We start from the raw sequence: 19,765 nt of genomic DNA, 5'->3' as shown, positions 1-19,765 counted from the left end.
TCATTAAAGAAATCGACTAAAATTAGGAGTTATCAACAATGGCAAAAAATAAAAATAACTACTCAAGTATCATCTCCGTTGACCCGATAACACTAATCTCTTATGAATACAACAAGAATGAAATCAATGTCAATAAGCTTGAAAAAAGTAAAAAAGATGCATTTATCACCTCATACATTCCCTCTAAGGATATTATCAATGCAACCATAGAGATGAGCAGAAATATTCCGCCTGAGGATTTAAAAGATGCGATTGAGGTAAAAGTCTATGACGAATTAGGACTTGATTCTGCGATTAATTACTCCATTACCTATTTAGAAACTGAAACCAATGACGCTAAAAATAGAATCTATAATGTTTTTGTTATGGATTCATCACTGGTAAGTGAGCGGTTAGGGCCTATCAAAAAGCATACAAAGCATATTGATTATGCAACCGGCACCCCTTTCTTATTAAAAGCTCTCTATAAGAAAAACCTATTAGAGAGTGATGGCGTTAATTGTTTTATCTATTTTCAAAAAGAAGATGCCTTTTTGGCAATCTATCGTGATGGTGAATACTTATACTCTAAATCATTGCACTACTCACTCACTCAGATTAATGAAAAGTTTTGTGAATTAGTAGGAGAACGTGTCGATGAAAAAGATTTCAATGATTTATTAACAAATGATGGACTCAAAGGAACAAACTTAGAGTACCAAAAACATCTCATGAAGCTTTTTGGAGAAATATTCTTATATATCAATGATGTATTAGTGTATGCCAAAAGATCCTACACGCTTGATGCCATTAATAAAATCTATATTGGCTCAGAGATTGGTGATCTCTTAGGTATTGAAGAGTATGCTCAGAGTTATTTGGGACTTGAATCTCACGAGTTTAATTTCAATATTGCCATCAATTCAAAAGAATGGTATATCGATCAAATTCATATATTGATGATGTTATCGGCTCAAGTTTATTTTGATGAGAGAGATGATGGCCTCAACTTTTCACCATTCAAAAGACCACCTCCACTCTTTAAGCGACCATTAGGGAAATTGATCGCAACTGTCGCTGCGAGTATTGTCATCTCCTTAGCGTATCCAGCCTATCAATTGGGATTAAATTATATTTCACAAATAAAACTGGGACAGACTTCAACAGAGTTTAGAAAACTAAGCCGTCAAACGACAGCCATCAAAAATCAATTGGCGTCCCTGAAAAATGAAAAAAATAAAATCAATGCGCTCCTAAAAAAAGAGAGCACCAAACTGGAATTTAGAAAAAAACTTTTGGATGAAATTTATGCAAAAAAAATCTCTTATCCAATGAAAGCTGTCATACTCAGTGAACTTTTCAATATCACCAATAAAACAAAATCAAAGATTGAAAATGTTGAATTTAACAAAGATATCTTCACTTTTGATATACAAAATCGTAGCGATAAGAAAATCACTGAATTTATCAAGAAATTAACCGATTTAAATAAATATAAAATCAATACAGACAAAATAGTCAAGGATGAGAAGAAAAACATCTATTTGTCTAAAATTTATATAGGATTAAATGATGAGTAGTTCTAGAAGTATATTTGAGAAACTCGATATCGCGCTATCTACTAAGAAAAGTAGTGAAGTATCGCTGATTTTATTGATGATATTTGTTTTTATCGGATTTATATCCTATGCTTATGTATTCCCTATCACGGATAAAAAGCTAAAATACACAAAAAGAAATCTCAATACAATGGAAAAAAAGGTGGCGGCCGAAAAAAATTATCTACGGTCTGTCACAAGAAATGGTGATACACACTATTATGTCAATCAAGCAAGAAAAGATATAGAAAAGGCCAAAACTCATTTGACCGATACTACGAACATGAATACCTATATTGACAATAAATTAAAAAATTTATCTTATTTACTTTTCAACAACCAAAACTGGGCTAAGTTTCTTGATTCCATTACCCTCCTAGCTCAAAAAAATAAAGTCAAAGTTAAGATTATTGAAAACAGTATCAACAAACCAAATTTACAGAAAATTGAACAGATCCTGACCTTAAAAGTAGAGTTCAATGGAAAATTCAAAAATGTCATGAAATTTATCAATGAGATTGAAGAGAGTAAACTGGTAGTCGATATTTATGATTTAAACCTAAAAGGCGCAGCCGGAATTGATGGTTATGTAAATATAGCCGTTTGGGGGATGAAATATTGAAAAAAACAAATGTCATCAAAGCGTTAATATTAACAATAATATTTACAAGTTTTGTATATGCAAACAATACAGAGCCACCTCAAAACGAGATGCTCAAATACGATAAGATTTTTGAGAAAGTGAGTGAGACTCGAACGGGTATTAATCAAAAAGCTATCGATAAAATTGCGAATCCATTTATTGTAGAAAAAGTGGATCCAAAACTAAAAAAACGTGCAGGAAAACGCAGAGTCTACTTTAGATTGGATGCTATTTTTACTAATAAAGCCAAAATAAATGGGCGCTGGGTTGCGCTCTATCACAAGATAGGAACGTACAAATTGATTAAAATCAAACGAAGTAGCGTACTGCTAAAAAAATCTAATAAGATAAGAGAAATTTTTATAAGGAAGCACAATGGGCCTAAAATCATATTTTCATCAAAATAATAGAAAATTATCGATACTCTTTGTATTAGTATTGTTTTCACTCACTCCTCTTTATGCTTTTAAAAGCGCAAAATCGTGTGAATACAGAACTTTTAATATTAAAACAAGTAATAGAGTATCTAACATAGACTTATTGTCTCAGATTGCCGATACTTGTAACTTCACGATTGTAGTACAAGATGATATTGCAAAAAAATCTCTTAAAAACAAACTTAGCAGTATCAATATCAACAATTTGACCTTAGATGAGTTGTTTGATGTACTCATTAGCGATAATGACCTCTACTATAAATTCAAGAAAAATATTCTAAAAATTTATGGCTTGAAAACAAAAACTTTCAAAATCGATTATATTACATCAATTAGAAATGGAACGTCTGTATTAAATGCTTCCGTTGATGCAACGCCAACAGAAGAAGGCTCCACACGGTCAGTAACTGGAGATAACTCTATCAAATCAACTGAAACTTTTGATTTTTGGGCTAAAATCTCTAGCGAACTTGTCTCAGTTCTCAATACCGGCGCGGATGAATACAAAGCTGAGAAACCTATTATCAATGAAAATGCTGGCGTCATTACTATTACGGCTACTAAAAAACAGTTAGATCGCGTCGCACAATATATTGATATCATAAGAGAGAGGCTCCACAAACAAGTTTTGATTAATGTAAAAATCATCTCAGTGGATCTTGAAAATAAATCTTCAACAGGTATTGATTGGAGTAAATTTGATTTGACATTAGGTACCGATAGCAATCCTAATACGGCTACGTACAACATCAATGGTACCGGAACGAATCCTCTCAAATCACTCACCTATGCAAATTCATATACGGTTGTAGGTTCAGGAGTATTTTCAATGGCCGGTCTTATGGACTTTTTGGCTACAAATGGTGACACCAAAGTCGTATCAAGTCCAAAAGTATTAACGCTCAATAATCAACAAGCATTAATCACAGTCGGTGACAATATTAACTACAGAGTACCAGAAGATACGACCAATAATGCCACAGCCACCACGACCACGACCACAACTTACACCAACTACTCAATCTTTATTGGAGTACTACTGAATATTACACCAGAAATTTCAGATAATAATGAGATTATTTTGAGAATTAATCCTTCAGTCAGTAACTTTAAATATACAGAAGATGATGGGAAACAAGTATTACCAAGAGAAATAGCTCCGGATACATCTGAGAAAAAGCTCTCTACTGTTGTCAGAGTAAAAGATGGTAGCACTCTGATTTTAGGAGGACTCATCACCAATTCAAAAGGTGTTGATCACTCTAGTGTTCCACTTTTGAGTGATATTCCACTCTTAGGTAGTGCGTTTAAATATGATGGCAACTCTTTGACATCTCAAGAATTAATTTTTGTCATCACACCAAAAATTGTCGGTGTTAAAGGATCTACAAAAACATCACTAAGAGAGTTAGGATTTTCCAAGAGATTGTATGAGTAAAAGTGAATATTATCATCTAAAAAATATATTTCTTGATGGTGGATTGTTTGATTATATCAATCTAGATAAATCATCAACGGCTTATGAAAAATTGGTGCAAGCCATCGATAAGCCGTTGAAATTGATTTTGTTTTATGGGAAACCCGGCACGGGTAAAACCTTTTTATTACAAAAGATTTATAACGATTTTAAAAACAAGAAAAGAATCATCTTTTTTCCTCGTCCCTATTTCAATGAAATAGAATTTATCAAAGCATTGTACAGTAAAATATTTGATGAGGAATCTCCTGAATTTAATGGATACGATCAATTTCTCAAAAAAATCGTAGCAAAACTCGACCCAAAAGAAGAAGCAATTACTGTCTTGATCGATGAATCACAGCTCTATCCAGATGAACTGATTGAAAAAATTAGGCTGATGGCAGACTCAAGAAGATTTAAATTCTTTTTTACCGTCCACAAAACGGATGAGGAAGATGTTTTGGCAAAAGATTATTTTCAAACTAGGATTTGGGAAAGTATAGAAATCAAAAATCTATCTCATAAAGAAATTCAAACGTATATAGAAAAAAAGCTGATTTTTCATAGTAAATTTGAATATTTACGTTTGTTCAACACGCGACATTTTAAACTGATCACAAAACTCACAGATGGAAACCTTAGAACTATTAATAAATTATTATTTAAATTATTTGAAATTTTAGAATATTATGACACATACAGTCCCTCTAAGGTCAATTCAGAAACACTCAAAACAAAATACATACTGATGGCAGGAATTGCACAAGGAATGATTCATGTATAGTGCCGGAGATATAGCAGAACTTGAAAAAAAATATTCCACATATATCAAAAAAAGAATAATAAAATTTTTACTCTTTTTTCTTGTATTCCTTATTATTATAGGTTCATTGATTTATTTTTTTTGGTATCAAAAAGCTACGCCAAGCACACTCAAAACCCAAGAAATCAACCAAACACAAACTGAAAAAAATCTCAAAGAAGCGCCTACCACGAGTGCTACTCTGCCTTCTGCGCCCAAAGCTGAGTTAAAATCAAAGAGTTCACAACCACCAATATCAACATCTCATGATAAAAACCAAACCAAACAAGTGCCCGCTCATACATTAAGTATCAGCAATACACCCGATATCAATACAACACAAAGCCATGCTATGGTGCCCCCAAAAACACAAGAAAATCATCAAGATGCGATGAATAGCGATACATTAGTATTAAAATTACCAACGGTTGAATTAGAACCTGAAAAGAAGGTTGCACCGATTGTAAAAAAAGAGAAACCAAAAGCAAAGAGTGTCAAAGTGACACAAGAGGTCAAGAAACCCGTAGCAAAAAAAGAAGATTTGATTAAAATTGAATCAAGACCAATCGATTCTATCACCTATCTCAAAGATAGGTTTAATGAAAATCACAGTATTATATTTGCATTGATGCTATGCAAAGAGTATTATCAGAAAAAAGATTTTGCCAATACTTTAAAATGGTCTATTATTGCAAACGATATTGATAATACTAGTGAAAAAAGTTGGATTTGGTTTGCAAAATCAAAATATAAATTAGGCAAACGAGATGATGCTATTGAAGCCTTAAAAGCTTTTTTAAAAACCAATAATTCAAGCAAAATAAAATCGCTTTTGCATGATATTATAAATGGAGAATTGTATGACTAAGAAAATTTTATTAATTATGATTCTACTCGTTAGCTATACAGCGGCCAATGATTTTAATGATCTCAAAACAATGTTTTTAAAAAAACAATATGCCAAAGTTTGTTCAAAATCTGTTGTACTATACCCGCACCACAAACATAACAGTAATTTCTTGAATATTTTTGCAGTTTCATGTCTCAATTCTGACATGATTAACAAACTCATGGTACCCATTATTAAACTCTACAAAACAAAAGCGGATAGAGAAAATGCTGCTTATTATGCGACGATTTTATACAAAAAGAAACTGCTCTATTATGCCCTCATCGACCATATTGATATCTCATATGTTCGCTTACCAAAGACAAATTACATATTATCAAATATTTTTGACAAATATGTTCAAAAAAAATACCGCTTTAAAGGAAATTCATACTGGTTTGATGATGATCATGACACAACACTAAAATATCAACTTTCTATCGAAGAGGTACGCCAAGTAAAAAAGATGTATCTTCGAACTTATAAAGATGGTATTTTGATAAAAACAAGAACGTATTGGTAGCCAAAATGGAAGATGTACTTAATAATTTTTCTGCTTATCTTATAAAAAATCGCGTTATTGACAATCAAACGGCTAGTTTGATAAAAGAAGAAGCAGAAGGTAAGAAAAAAAATATATTTCAAATTTTATTAGATAGAAATATCTTTGATAAGCAAGATCTCATCACGCTGATCATTGAATTTTATAAAAAAGGCAATGTTGACTTAGAAGATATCAATAAATACTTTGCTATTCAAATTGAAGAGTTTCTAAAGGCACTTGCAGGTAATTTGAATGCAGAATATATTGATCTCGATTCAATAGATATAAACCATCGCATGGTGAACAAGTTGCCTTTTGGTCAATTAAGAAAGTTTAAAGCCCTGCCAATAAAAGAAGATGAAATCAATATCTATGTTGCATTTAAAGATCCGATTGATATCAATGCACAAGAGGGAATTCAACGTTTATTTCCAAGGAAATTAGTCAAAACGGTCATCAGTGAACCCTCCTTGATTGAGAAATATCTAAATAAAATCGAACTCGGCGATAGTATCAAAGATTTGATCGCTGACATTAGAAAAGAAATCTCTTCAAGTGCTACCGATAATCCGCAAGAATTATCCGGTATCATGAAGCTGATTGAAGTGATTTTAAAAACCTCTATTCTCTCACGCGCCAGTGATATTCACGTAGAGCCTACTATCAATAACTGTGTTGTCAGAAGTAGGATTGATGGCATTTTAACAGAAACATTTATATTTGATAAAGATATTTATCCACCCTTAGCATCACGGTTGAAGCTACTCTCCAATATGGATATTGCAGAGAAGAGAAAACCACAAGATGGCAGATTTTCTGCCACCATTCTCAGTAGAGAATTTGATTTTAGGATTTCAACCCTTCCTATTTTAAATGGTGAATCTATTGTTATGCGTATTTTGGATAAATCAAAGGTCATGATTCGACTCGAAGATTTGGGAATGCAAAATAAAAATTTTGTAAAATTTAATGATGCTATGCGAGCTCCTTATGGTATCATCTTTGTTACAGGACCGACAGGAAGTGGTAAAACGACGACCTTATATGCGGCACTAAATGCCATAAAAAGTGTCGAAACGAAAATCATCACGGTAGAAGATCCTGTTGAATACCAATTAAATCTCATACAACAAGTCCAAGTCAATGAAAAAGCACATTTGACATTTGCAGGCGCATTGAGATCGATTCTAAGACAAGATCCTGATATTATCATGATTGGTGAGGTTAGGGATCAAGAAACACTCCGTATTGCCGTACAAGCTGCACTCACGGGGCATCTAGTCTTCTCAACACTGCACACCAATGATGCAATCAGCGCGGTAACAAGGGTTATGGATATGGGAATTGAACCGTATCTACTCAGTGGTTCACTCGTCGCCATCGAAGCACAACGACTCGTAAGAAAACTCTGTCCACATTGTAAAACAAAAGTGACGTTACCGAAAACAGCCTATGATGAAATAAAAGAATTTTTACCTAATGATTATCAGTTTTATAAAAACAACGGATGTGAAAAATGTGCACAAACAGGCTATATGGGACGGGAAATGCTCTCTGAAATACTAGTAGTAAGTGAGACCATATCGAGTATGATTGCACAAGGGAAAAGTAAAGAACAAATCACGGAGCAAGCGTTCAAAGAAGGTTTTGTCAATATGTATAGAGATGGCATACTAAGAGCAGCCAATGGTGTGACGACTCTAGATGAAGTTATAAGGGTGGCAAAAGGATGAAGTATTATGAAGTAACCTCCCTATTTAAAGGGAAAAAAGAGACGAAAACCATAAAAGCACCAAACAAAAAAGATGCTATTACCATAGCCAAGACAAAAATCCCGGGTATTTTACTCAATATCAAAATAACATCAGCCCCATTAGAAGATCAATTTTCAGAATTTAAAGAAAAGTTTTTTAAATCTGTTATCAAAAAGAAGATTAATTCAAAAGCACTCATTGCGGCCATTCGTCAACTTGCCGTTATGACTGATGCTGGTATCTCTATTCATGATAGTATTAAAGAGGTCAAAGATGCCAGTGTTGATAAAGCGCTTAAGATTATATTTTCTGAACTCAATGACGATTTGAACTCGGGTCTTAGTCTCACCCAAGCAATGATGCCTTACCGAAAAGAACTCGGAGATGTCACGTTGGCTATGGTTGAACTCGGTGAAAGTACGGGTAATATGTCTGAATCTTTGGAAAAATTGGCCGAAATACTTGAAGAAATCGAAGAGAACCGTGCCAAATTTAAAAAAGCCATGCGATACCCAATCACCGTCATGATAGCCATCGCCATCGCGTTTACTATCTTGATGGTATATGTTGTTCCAAAGTTCAAAGATATCTTCTCAAAATTCAAAACAGAACTACCCCTTCCAACAAAAATTTTACTATTTTTGGAAAATGTCATCCATAACTATGGATTTTATGTGCTAGGATTTATCATCATTGTGATTGTCTTCGTCAAATACATGCTCGTCAACAATGAAAAATTCAAATATAATTTTGATAAATACATTTTGAGAGTCTATTTGATTGGAAGCATCTCATTCTATGCTACGATGTCAAGATTTACCCTTGTTTTTACAGAACTAATTCGCTCAGGTATTCCTATCGCCGATGCACTTGAGACCTCTCTTTTGACATTGGACAATATGCACCTCAAACATAAACTAAGTTCTGTTAATGTCTCGGTACAACGCGGGGTATCTCTCACTCAAAGTTTTAGCGATACACAACTTTTTGAGGGCATGTTGATTCAAATGATTCATGCCGGTGAGCGTAGTGGTACCTTGGATAAAATGCTAGATAAAGTGACAAACTACTTTAAATCGAGATTTAATGACCTCATTGATAATATCTCAAGCTATATTGAGCCCATTTTACTCGGATTTATTGCCGCTATGGTTTTATTGATGGCATTGGGTATCTTTATGCCAATGTGGGATTTAGCCAAAGCCGTTAAAAACTAAAAAATAGAATCTATGACGCTTTAAAAAGGCCAAATAGATTCTAAGAATTTTGTACCCCAAGGTTTTGTAGTACTACGGTCCATATCCCCTTGTGTTTTATAAAGTATCTTAGCATCAGCAATATATTTAGAATCAATCGTATTGGCTTGGTCAATATCATAAGGACGGATGACGCCGCTAATTTGAATAATCTGTTTCTCGCCATTGAGTAACAATTCACGACTTCCTTCAATAAAATAGTTACCATTGTTTAAGATTTTAATAATTCTAGCAGATATGGTAGTGGTAAAAGTTTCATCCCGAGTATTACTTCCTGATCCTGAAAATGAGTTGGAAGAATCAGTACTAAATCCAATATTTGCAACACCATTAATAGTATCGGTCACTTTTTTCAAGGTACTATTGGAACCATTGTTAGTGACCAAACCACCACCGAGTGAGTCTTTGCTACTTTTTGATAGAGATTTTGCAGCACTTGAACTTTGTGCTATATTTTCACTAATCGTCACCGTCACAATATCATTCACATGCATGGCTTTTAAATCTGAGAAGAGAGGGTTGTCCCCTTGACCAAAAAGGCTTCCGGGATTTGATTGGGGAGCATCATTGACACGTGATGGCGTTTGGTCCACATAAACAGGTGGCTTCATCGTAATCTTTGGATCCACAGGATGGGTTGAACATCCAATCAACAGTAATGCAGTACCTGAGACGAACAAGATTTTTCTCATCATTTACCTTATTTTATAAATTGCAACACCTTATTTAAAGCAAAAAAGGTTCCATATAGAGTTTACACTTGCTGTGGTACAAATTCATGACGTGTTTTATCAAAGATATAGAGTTCCATCGGATTTTCTCCGATTTCAAAAATGATTCTGCACGTTTCAAAAGTAGTCTTTTTAAGCCCTTTTGAAACGACTTCGAGAATGTAAGCTCTCGTATTAAAGATATGTGAAGTCGCCTCACCGAGATATGCAAACTCTTCCCCCTCGATTGGAAGAAATCCCTCCCGCTTGAGGTGTTTTTCAAATAATGGTCTATTTTCAAGACCTTGCACATCAACTACTAAGGCGACTTTCATCCGAGTTTCACTCACCAAGCACTTTATCTAAATGATCTGCGAATTCTTTCGCTTTTTTGAAGCCTACTACTTTATAAGATTTCAATTCTTGGTTATTGTTAAAAAACACAATCGCAGGAGGACCAAATATATTAAAACGCTTTAGAATCTGTTTGTCATCTGCACTATTTTTAGTAACATCCACTTGAACTAAGGTAAATTTTGCCATTCTTTTTTGCACATTGCTATCACTAAAAGTATACTCTTTGAATTCTTTACAACTCACACACCAATCCGCATAAAAATCTATAAAAACTGGCTTTTTAGATGTTTTAATGACCGCATTGAGTTCACTCATGGTTTTTACTTTTTTAAATACCGGTTCCGTACTTTGTACCCCTTGAGCTTGTTGTAAAACGACTCCTGATTCTTGTAGTGGCTGTAAAGGATTGGTAGAACCTTTCATAGCACCGACAAACAACATAATCGAATAAACAAATAAAATGACGCCCAAGCCTTTGAAAAACTTTCTCCATCCGCTGGCATTCTCTTTTAGAGGTTCTAATGCACCCATATAAATTGAGGATATTAAAAAGAGTGTCATCCACAAGAGCATCGTTGTCATAGGAGAAACGATACGAGCAAGCATCCAGATGGCAACACCTAACATCAAAACACCAAAAATCGATTTGACAGCATCCATCCACATACCAGGACGTGGCATAAATTTACCAGCACCGGCTCCGACGATCAAGAGAGGAACCCCCATACCAAGACTCATAAAAAAGAGTGCCAATCCACCAAGCAATGCATCACCACTTTGTCCAATATAAACAAGAGCGCCTGCCAAAGGAGCCGCAACACAAGGGCCAACTATTAAAGCGGATAAAAATCCCATAATAGCCACACCTACAATACCACCTTTGTTAGAGTTTTCACTATTTTTTGATAATCTTGATTGGATAAAACTTGGCATTTGTAATTCATAAAACCCAAACATCGAGAAAGACAGTAGTACAAAGATAAGACTAAAAATCGAAATCACCCATGGATTTTGAAGTGCGGCTTGAATATTAGCACCAAACAACCCAGCCAAAACACCAGCAATGGTATAAGCCAAAGACATCGCAAGCACATAGACTAAAGAGAGAAAAAAAGCTTTTTTAGTATTCATACTAGAAGAAGATTGAGACACAATCACCGATGACAAGATAGGTATCATTGGAAAAACACATGGAGTTAAAGAAAGCAACAAACCAAAGCCAAAGAATGTCAATAAGACCAATCCAATACTTTTATTGGTAAAGCTATCTGCAATTTGATTCTCTTCAGAGATATTTTGACTTGCGGCCGCCTCTGGTTTTGCAACATCTTGCTGTGCAACAGGGGTAGTTTTTGCAGCACTTGCAGCACCCAAATCAAAGTCAAAGTCTTTGCTTAGTGGTTGATAACAAACACCTTGTGCAGAGCATCCTTGGTAATTGACACGAAGGGTAAATTTTCCAGACTTTACATGGGTTTTAATGACAGAAAGAGGAATGGCTATCTTCACCTCTTTTTCATAAACCAAAAACTCTTCATGTTTCATTGGTTTTGGTTTTGTAATCTCTTTATCCAAAGAGACCTGAAGTGGCTTTAGAATCTCAAACTTTAATTTATTAGAGTAGATATAAATATCTTGCCCTAGTTTAATATCCACATTAACACTCTTTTGCTCCATTTTCGCATTGACGACAAAAGCTTCATCCGGAGATAAAATCTTCCTCTGCTCTAAGGCAGACAATGAGACTACGGAAATCACAAGAACCAAAAACAATTTTAAAAATAGCTTCATGTACATTAACCTTCATAATTAGATATCAGTATTTTAACTAAAAATTATAAATATTAGTTTAATATGTCATCTTTTTGGTGCGGTTTTTTGGGGGATATGAGAGTTTGTAGGGGTTAAGATTAACCTAACCCCTGCGTAGTCATTATTCTACTTCTGCGTCGATGACGTCATCATCTTTTTTATCTTTTTTGCCAGCATCACTCGCACCACCTGCTTTAGAAGCTTCATCTTTTTTGTACATTGCTTCTGCTAATTTGTGGCTGACTTCAGTCAAGGCTTTGACTTTTTCATCGATTTGCTCTTTTGTCGCTGAATCATTAGCCAAGACGTCTTTGAGGTCTTTTAATGCCGCTTCAATTTTCGCTTTTTCACCTGCATCAACGGCATCACCCATTTCACTGAGAGATTTTTCTGTTTGATGTGCTAGGGCATCGGCTTGATTTCTAGCTTCTACTGCTACTTTTCTTTTTTCGTCTTCTTCTTTATGCAATTCTGCATCTTTTACCATTTTTTCGATCTCTTTTTCATCCAATCCGCTACTACCGGTAATTTTAATTTCTTGGGCTTTACCGGTTGCTTTATCCGTAGCACTGACAGTAAGGATACCATTGGCATCAATATCAAAGGCCACTTCGATTTGAGGGACACCACGAGGAGCTGGAGAAATATTTTCAAGATTAAATTGACCTAAAGATTTATTATCTTTTGCAAATTCTCGTTCCCCTTGTAGGGCATGAATGGTAACGGCTGATTGATTGTCTTCTGCGGTTGAAAATACTTGTGTTTTTTTCACCGGTATTGTGGTTCCTTTCTCGATCAACTTCGTCATCACGCCACCCAATGTTTCAATTCCCAAACTCAATGGAGTCACATCAAGCAATAGCACATCTTTAACATCACCACGGATAACAGCACCTTGGATTGCTGCACCAATAGCAACGACTTCATCAGGGTTTACAGATTTGTTCAAATCTTTGCCAAAAAATGCTTTAACTTTTTCTTGAACCAATGGTACACGTGTACTACCACCGACTAATACGATCTCTTTGACTTCATTTTTGTCTAATCCTGATTCTTTGACAACTTCTTGGATTTTTGTAATGGTCTCTTCAACAAGGTCTTCAATCATTGATTCAAATTTCGCTCTTGTGATTTTTTTCACTAAGTGTTTTGGACCGGATGCATCTGCTGTGATAAATGGCAAGTTGACTTCTGTTTCTGTTGAACTTGATAGCTCTTTTTTTGCATTTTCAGCAGCTTCTTTTAGTCGTTGCAACGCCATCACATCTTGTTTTAAATCGATTCCATTTTCATTTTTGAATTCGCTAGCCAAATAATCAATCAAGCGGTTATCAAAATCATCACCACCTAAGAATGCATCACCACCGGTTGCCAATACTTCAACAACACTATCACCGGTTTCTAGAACCGTGACATCAAAGGTACCACCACCAAGATCGTAAACGACGATTTTTTCAGCTTCTTTTTTCTCAAGACCATAAGAAAGTGCCGCACTGGTTGGTTCGTTGATGATTCTCAACACATTCAAGCCTGCAATTGTACCTGCTTCTTGTGTCGCTTTTCTTTGTGAGTCATTAAAATATGCTGGTACGGTAATTACCGCATCGGTCACTTCTTCACCGAAGTAAGATTCCGCATCTTCTTTTAATTTCATCAATACTTTTGCACTGATTTCTTGTGGAGTATAGACTTTACCGTCTACTTCGATTGCACACGCACCATTTCTATTGACGATTTCGTAAGGAAGTCTTTTTTTCGCTTCTTCTGCTTTTTCTTCATCACTCATCAAACCCATAATTCTTTTGATAGAATAAATGGTTCTTTTTGGATTGGTAACGGCTTGTCTTTTTGCAGTATCCCCTACTAATACTTCATCTTTATCTGTAAATGCCACGATTGAAGGGGTTGTATTTTTTCCTTCTTTATTTGGTATTACTTTGCTATCTCCGTGTTCATATACAGCAACACATGAGTTTGTTGTTCCTAAATCTATTCCTATTACTTTTCCCATACTAAATCCTTTCTTGTTTTTTGTTTTATTTTGCGATGCTGACCATTGCTGGACGAAGCACTCTATCTTTTATCTTATATCCTTTTTGAAATACTTCTAATATCTCTCCGGATTTTTTCTCTTCACTCTCTAACTGCATGACAGCTTCATGAAAATTTGGATCAAATTCCCCACTCATATCGACCAATTCAACACCATGTTTTTCAAAGGTCTTTTTAAATTGTTCTATGGTTAAATCTATTCCCTCCTTGATTTTATTCAGTAACTCATCACTATTTTGATTTTCTTCTGCTTCACTAGAATTTTTCGCCATTTCCAAGGCATCAATAATCGGTAACAAATCTCTTGCAAAAGTCTCATGAGCATAAGCAATTGCCATCAACTTTTCTTTTTCCATTCTTTTTCTTATATTGTCAAAATCAGCAGTCAATCGAAGATGTTGATCTTCCAATTCCAGAATTTTATTCTTTAGTTGCGTCACTTCATCTTCTTGCTCTTCTTTTTCTTCCACTTCTTCTGTCGTATTTTCTGTTTCTGTTGTCTCTAATTGTTCTTCATCTTGAATAATCTCTTCTTGCTTATCTTTTTCCGAATCCATTGTTACTCCTTTGCATTTTTAAAAAAACCTTCAAAGTCACTGTCTAGTTTTCCTAGACAAAACATTTGTAAGTCATCATTATTCATATTGGCATTGCGCTTGACAGCCATACAGCCATTGGGAACAAAACCATCAAAATAAACTCCAATATTCAAAGAATCAAAAAATCCTGGTTCTATGATTTTATCGATAAACTCTTCGTTATGAAGCTCTTCTGCAATTTTGTATAATTCATCTTTGCCCTCTTTTAGGAGGGACGAACTTGAAAAAATCATTTCCAATTTATGTCGCAATTCGTACAATCCAACCGCAGAAGCAATATGACTCAAATCTTGCATACTACATCCGACTAGACTGCTTAGAAACTTTTCAATTTTGGGATGATATTTCAAAACAATCTCATCTTCATCAAAAACCAAAATCAAAAATCTTCCATTGACTTTCATCAACTCATTAAAAGTGTCATTTTTGTTTTTTTTGACAATACAATACAAACCATAATCACGGATTGCATTTTGTATCTTGTCAATATCTTCTATCATGATGGAATCTTCTGGATTAATACGATTCAGCCAATACTCTTTTAAAGCACTCTGTGTTGGGATTCTACCACTACTGACATGCAATTGTATCAATGCACCCTCTTGAGAGAGTTGTTTGAAATAGATTCGAATCGTCGATGGCGAAATATCCAGTCTCATACGACCTTTTAATTCACTCGAACCAATAGGACTTTTTGATTTCAAGTACTCTTTGATTATCGATTCTAAAATTACATCTCTTTTGGATATCTTCACCACATATTCCTTCACATGAGCTTTGGCTCTTCTTGTGTCTTACCTTATCCAGCCTTCATGACGTCTCTTGTCACTCTCTTCTTTTAATTGCTGATGAAATTATACAACATTGAGTGTCATTTTGTCAAGTATATTTCTTTAGTCTATTAGACTCAACTATATTTAGTCGCATTCTAGGGGTTTATCTGCGTTATTGTCATAAGGAATGGTCGATAAAAAGTGAATATTGTAGTAGAAGGTTTAGAAAAAAGGGGGTAATTGATTAAGACTTTATTTTATCTGGTGTTTGACTTTTTTGTTTTTAAAAAGATATTTCAATCTCAAAGTAAGGAAATCTTTGATTTGCTGCATTTTGAAACACGTCTTTTGCTTTTTGCTGAGTGTCACAAATAATTCATTTAGTGCTTGTTTTTCTTTTTGAGATAATGTGCTCATTTTCCCTCCTGATTGAGACCGTTTCGGATACGCTTGGTGATTCTTAACACTTCATCGTCATCAAGTTCACTCAACATTTTAAATATGGCAGTGGCCGCTTGGGGTTGAGAATTTCCCAATCGCCAATCTTGATATGTCCGCATAGAAATGCCAAGACGATCTGCCATCTCACGTTGGCTAATCTTTTTTCCTAAGAATTTTGATTCTACGGCATTATGAAGGAGATTAAATATATCATTAGTTTTCATATTTCTATTTTAACTAAGAGAAAATTAATTACACCTAAATATATGCAAAACATAAGTTATTATATCTAAAATATTCAATATAAGTGTATTTATACATAGTAAAATGAATATTTTATGCTATTTATTACAATTTTACATACTTTTTCTATATATTTTATACGTTAATCTGTATATCTGAAGGGGGTATAGGTGATGATGGAGTCGGAGTGTGGGGATGAGCCTATATAATTATAGGCTCACAATGCTTATTTGTCTCGGATTGACAGTTCTTTAACTATTTCTGTGTATTTCGTAAAATTCGTCTTTTTAAGATATCGCATCAATCGTTTTCTTTGTCCAACAAGTTTCAATAGACCCAATCGTGATGAGTGATCTTTTTTGTTGATTTTTAGATGTTCTGTTAAATCTAAAATTCTTTTTGATAATATTGCGATTTGCACCTCAGGGGAACCAGTGTCACCCTCGTTTCTTCCAAATTTGCTGACGATTTCTAACTTTTCCGCCGAACCTAAAGCCATAATGACCTCCTTGATTGGTATTTTGAGTTTCCTCAATATTTTAAAGCCAGAAATTATAGCGAAAAAAATCAAAAAAGTCACCCTGATTCTTCATTTTCAAAATAAAAAAACAAAATCGACTCTTTTTTCATGAGAATATCTGTTGCTTTTTGCCCTTAAAGGAAAATCTAGTTTATATTTAGTACAATATTAGTCTTATTACTAAAATACATGGATTTGTTCATTAAGAATAAGATGAAATAATCTTTATCATGAGCATCATCAAAGTAGCACATAGTGATATTTTGACCGTTTTAGGTAATTATAAAAGAAAGGTTATCCTATGTTATTAACAAAAGCCAGTGAATATGCATTATTGTCTTTGATAATCATTGCCAAGAAAAATTCACCACAAGATGTGGAAACATTATCTACCGAACTTGCTATTTCAAAAAGTTTTTTGGCTAAAATACTACAAGCATTAGCAAAAAATGGAATATTAAAATCTTTTAAAGGAACAAAAGGTGGTTTTCTATTGGCAAAAGATGCCGAACATCTGACGCTTAAGGACATCATAGAGGCTGCAGAAAAGCGGCCAACAAAGGTCTTTGAGTGTTCGACACCAGAATCACAATGTCCCAGTGGCAAAGATGAATTTTGCAAGATTTTACCCGTTTTGACCAAGTTACAGAAAAAAATCGATCATTTTTTAGATGATTTGACGCTTAAAGATATTATAGAAAGTTAAAGGTGATAGTTGAAACAAAATAGAAATAAAATATTTTCTAGCTTAACACCTATATTAGGACCAATCCTTCGAGCCAAAGATCTCACTATGGTCGTAATGATTATCGCTATTTTGGCGATTATTATCATCCCGCTACCTAGCCCTGTACTGGATTTTTTTCTTACCATCTCTTTATCTGTATCGGTTTTAATTATCTTAATTGCACTCTATATCCCAAGACCGACGGATTTGACCACCTTCCCTACTTTGATTCTTATCATTACGCTGTATCGATTGTCTCTGAATATCGCGACGACTAGGATGATTTTGAGCAATGGACACAAAGGACCTGATGCAGTGAGTCAAATCATCTCTAGTTTTGGAGAATTTGTTGTCGGTGGTAACTATGTCATTGGAATTATCGTTTTTTCCATTTTGGTACTCATCAACTTTATGGTTATCACCAAAGGTTCCACCAGAGTTGCTGAAGTCGCTGCACGATTTACACTCGATGCCATGCCTGGAAAACAAATGGCGATTGATGCGGATCTCAATGCCGGATTGATTGATGAAAAAACGGCACGAGAACGTCGTGAAGATATCCTGCAAGAGGCGAGTTTTTATGGGGCGATGGATGGGTCTAGTAAATTTGTAAAAGGTGATGCCATCGCCGGAATCATCATCACGATTATTAATATTATCGGAGGATTTTTAATCGGAGCCTTTCAGTATAACCTAGACTTAGCGACCAGCGCCAAAACCTATACGATTTTGACCATTGGAGATGGGTTGGTCTCCCAATTACCAGCATTGATTAGCTCCACCGCTACGGGTATCATCATCACACGCGCTAATAAAGATGACCAAAACTTTGCTACTGGCGCCATCGATCAACTATTTGGAGATTACAAAACACTGTTTATTGTAGGCTTCATCTTGGTACTTTTTGCATTGGTCCCCGGTCTTCCTACGATATCTTTGAGCCTTGTCGGTGCTATATTTTTAACACTGGGCTATATCATGAAGCGTACCGTTGAAGAGGGATTTTCTATCGGAAACCTCTTTCCAAAAGAACAAAAAACACCTAAAGAAGCAGCCAATGCCGCACCAACGCCAAGTGTACCAAAGAAGACAAAACAAGAGCTAAAAGAGGAAGAAGAAAAAGCCTTGGATGAGATTTTAAAACTCGAGATTTTAGAGCTTGACCTTGGCTATCAATTAATCAAACTCGCTGATCCTTCGCAAGGTGGAGATTTATTGGATAGAATCAAAAGTATGAGACGCAAAATTGCCACCGATTATGGTTATATTATCCCACAAGTGAGAATTCGAGACAATTTGCATCTCAAATCAACGCAATATCAACTCTTGCTCAAAGGAGTAGAGATAGGCAGTGGCGAAATTTTACCTGACAAATTTCTTGCGATGGATAGCGGATTGGTTGCGGATGACATTCAAGGAATCCCAACAAAAGAGCCAGCTTTTGGACTGGATGCTTTGTGGATTGATGCCGATAAAAAAGAGGATGCCATTATCAAAGGCTATACAACAATAGATCCCTCTACGGTTATCTCCACGCACCTGAGTGAATTAATCAAAAAATACTCAGAAGAACTCTTGACCAGACAAGATGTCCAGGCACTCATCGATAAGACAAAAGAAAATTATGCCGTTGTAGTCGAAGATTGCATGAAAGTTGCCAGTATTGGTCTCATACAAAAGGTGCTCAAAGCACTCTTACATGAGCGCATTCCCATCAAAGACATGCTTACAATTTTAGAAACAATTAGTGATGTTGCAGAAATCACGAGAAATGTCGATATCATCGTCGAACAAGTTCGGGCCAAACTCTCACGAATCATCACCAAACTCTATAAAGATGATGAGGGTGTCATCAAATTGTTGACCTTTAATGCACAAACCGAACAAAAGCTATTGGATGCGGTTCATGATAGAGATGGCGTACGTGATCTTATCTTGAATATCGGACAAATCAACCAATTGGTTCAAGTTATCAGTGAAGAGGCAGGAAAGGTCTTGCAAAAAGGCATCGCTCCTGTTGTGATTGTCGTCGATCCATTACTACGCAAATCGCTCAATGATATCTTTGAAAAATTCAACCTCGATGTGGTTGTCTTAAGCCACGCAGAAATCGACTCAAATGCGAAATTTGAAGTATTAGGAGCCATTGAAATTGAAAATTTATAAGGAA

The 19,765-nt window shown here is 35.1% G+C and carries 20 protein-coding genes; 11 read left to right on the top strand and 9 right to left on the bottom strand.

Annotated features, from left to right (window positions below; translation table 11 throughout):
- The first annotated feature begins 38 nt into the window (after positions 1-38).
- The 9 genes from SFB89_RS05310 to SFB89_RS05270 are packed head-to-tail and all read left to right on the top strand — an operon-like array spanning position 39 to position 9,322.
- The gene (locus SFB89_RS05310; protein WP_331775910.1) at positions 39-1,559 is read left to right on the top strand and encodes a hypothetical protein; all 1,521 of its coding nucleotides are present in this window, start codon (positions 39-41) and stop codon (positions 1,557-1,559) included.
- Positions 1,552-2,199 (top strand): hypothetical protein, encoded by a 648-nt coding sequence (locus SFB89_RS05305; protein WP_331775909.1) that lies wholly within the window; start codon positions 1,552-1,554, stop codon positions 2,197-2,199. The genes SFB89_RS05310 and SFB89_RS05305 overlap by 8 nt, the downstream gene beginning before the upstream one ends.
- A complete protein-coding gene (locus tag SFB89_RS05300; RefSeq protein ID WP_331775908.1) occupies positions 2,196-2,627 on the top strand; it encodes a hypothetical protein in 432 nt (143 codons plus the stop codon). The genes SFB89_RS05305 and SFB89_RS05300 overlap by 4 nt, the downstream gene beginning before the upstream one ends.
- Complete coding sequence (mshL, locus tag SFB89_RS05295) at positions 2,596-4,095, top strand: pilus (MSHA type) biogenesis protein MshL (RefSeq protein ID WP_331775907.1); 1,500 nt, start codon at positions 2,596-2,598, stop codon at positions 4,093-4,095. The genes SFB89_RS05300 and mshL overlap by 32 nt, the downstream gene beginning before the upstream one ends.
- Positions 4,088-4,900, top strand: a complete 813-nt coding sequence (locus SFB89_RS05290) for an AAA family ATPase (protein ID WP_331775906.1) — start codon at positions 4,088-4,090, stop codon at positions 4,898-4,900. Before mshL ends, SFB89_RS05290 begins: the two co-directional genes overlap by 8 nt.
- Positions 4,893-5,786, top strand: a complete 894-nt coding sequence (locus SFB89_RS05285) for a hypothetical protein (protein WP_331775905.1) — start codon at positions 4,893-4,895, stop codon at positions 5,784-5,786. The genes SFB89_RS05290 and SFB89_RS05285 overlap by 8 nt, the downstream gene beginning before the upstream one ends.
- A complete protein-coding gene (locus tag SFB89_RS05280) occupies positions 5,779-6,330 on the top strand; it encodes a hypothetical protein (protein ID WP_331775904.1) in 552 nt (183 codons plus the stop codon). The genes SFB89_RS05285 and SFB89_RS05280 overlap by 8 nt, the downstream gene beginning before the upstream one ends.
- A gap of 5 nt (positions 6,331-6,335) precedes the next feature.
- The gene (locus SFB89_RS05275; protein WP_331775903.1) at positions 6,336-8,084 is read left to right on the top strand and encodes a GspE/PulE family protein; all 1,749 of its coding nucleotides are present in this window, start codon (positions 6,336-6,338) and stop codon (positions 8,082-8,084) included.
- Positions 8,081-9,322, top strand: coding sequence for a type II secretion system F family protein (locus tag SFB89_RS05270; RefSeq protein WP_331775902.1), 1,242 nt, complete (start codon positions 8,081-8,083; stop codon positions 9,320-9,322). The genes SFB89_RS05275 and SFB89_RS05270 overlap by 4 nt, the downstream gene beginning before the upstream one ends.
- A gap of 20 nt (positions 9,323-9,342) precedes the next feature.
- Here SFB89_RS05270 and flgH read toward each other — a convergent pair whose 3' ends face one another.
- From flgH to rpsO, 9 genes are all read right to left on the bottom strand, one after another.
- Complete coding sequence (gene flgH / locus SFB89_RS05265; protein ID WP_331775901.1) at positions 9,343-10,053, bottom strand: flagellar basal body L-ring protein FlgH; 711 nt, start codon at positions 10,051-10,053, stop codon at positions 9,343-9,345.
- 62 nt (positions 10,054-10,115) lie between these two features.
- Positions 10,116-10,421, bottom strand: a complete 306-nt coding sequence (locus SFB89_RS05260) for a hypothetical protein (RefSeq protein ID WP_331775900.1) — start codon at positions 10,419-10,421, stop codon at positions 10,116-10,118.
- Positions 10,414-12,219 (bottom strand): protein-disulfide reductase DsbD, encoded by a 1,806-nt coding sequence (gene dsbD / locus SFB89_RS05255; protein WP_331775899.1) that lies wholly within the window; start codon positions 12,217-12,219, stop codon positions 10,414-10,416. The genes SFB89_RS05260 and dsbD overlap by 8 nt, the downstream gene beginning before the upstream one ends.
- A gap of 142 nt (positions 12,220-12,361) precedes the next feature.
- Positions 12,362-14,251, bottom strand: a complete 1,890-nt coding sequence (dnaK, locus tag SFB89_RS05250; RefSeq protein WP_331775898.1) for a molecular chaperone DnaK — start codon at positions 14,249-14,251, stop codon at positions 12,362-12,364.
- Positions 14,252-14,276: 25 nt separating this feature from the next.
- A complete protein-coding gene (gene grpE / locus SFB89_RS05245; RefSeq protein WP_331775897.1) occupies positions 14,277-14,849 on the bottom strand; it encodes a nucleotide exchange factor GrpE in 573 nt (190 codons plus the stop codon).
- 2 nt (positions 14,850-14,851) lie between these two features.
- Positions 14,852-15,646 (bottom strand): HrcA family transcriptional regulator, encoded by a 795-nt coding sequence (locus SFB89_RS05240; RefSeq protein ID WP_331775896.1) that lies wholly within the window; start codon positions 15,644-15,646, stop codon positions 14,852-14,854.
- Between the two features lie 270 nt (positions 15,647-15,916).
- A complete protein-coding gene (locus SFB89_RS05235; protein WP_331775895.1) occupies positions 15,917-16,081 on the bottom strand; it encodes a hypothetical protein in 165 nt (54 codons plus the stop codon).
- A complete protein-coding gene (locus SFB89_RS05230) occupies positions 16,078-16,329 on the bottom strand; it encodes a helix-turn-helix transcriptional regulator (RefSeq protein WP_331775894.1) in 252 nt (83 codons plus the stop codon). The genes SFB89_RS05235 and SFB89_RS05230 overlap by 4 nt, the downstream gene beginning before the upstream one ends.
- 245 nt (positions 16,330-16,574) lie before the next feature.
- Positions 16,575-16,847, bottom strand: a complete 273-nt coding sequence (gene rpsO, locus SFB89_RS05225; protein WP_331775893.1) for a 30S ribosomal protein S15 — start codon at positions 16,845-16,847, stop codon at positions 16,575-16,577.
- Positions 16,848-17,169: 322 nt separating this feature from the next.
- Between rpsO and SFB89_RS05220 the strand changes: the two genes are divergently transcribed.
- Both SFB89_RS05220 and flhA read left to right on the top strand, forming a co-directional pair.
- A complete protein-coding gene (locus tag SFB89_RS05220; protein ID WP_331775892.1) occupies positions 17,170-17,574 on the top strand; it encodes an RrF2 family transcriptional regulator in 405 nt (134 codons plus the stop codon).
- A 9-nt stretch (positions 17,575-17,583) separates the two neighbouring features.
- Positions 17,584-19,761, top strand: a complete 2,178-nt coding sequence (gene flhA / locus SFB89_RS05215; RefSeq protein ID WP_331775891.1) for a flagellar biosynthesis protein FlhA — start codon at positions 17,584-17,586, stop codon at positions 19,759-19,761.
- Positions 19,762-19,765 lie beyond the last annotated feature (4 nt).

This window comes from Sulfurospirillum sp. 1612, from assembly GCF_036556685.1.
GTDB lineage: Bacteria > Campylobacterota > Campylobacteria > Campylobacterales > Sulfurospirillaceae > JAADIZ01.
Note: the sequence above shows the minus strand (reverse complement) of the source record. Positions and strands in the feature narration are given on the sequence as shown.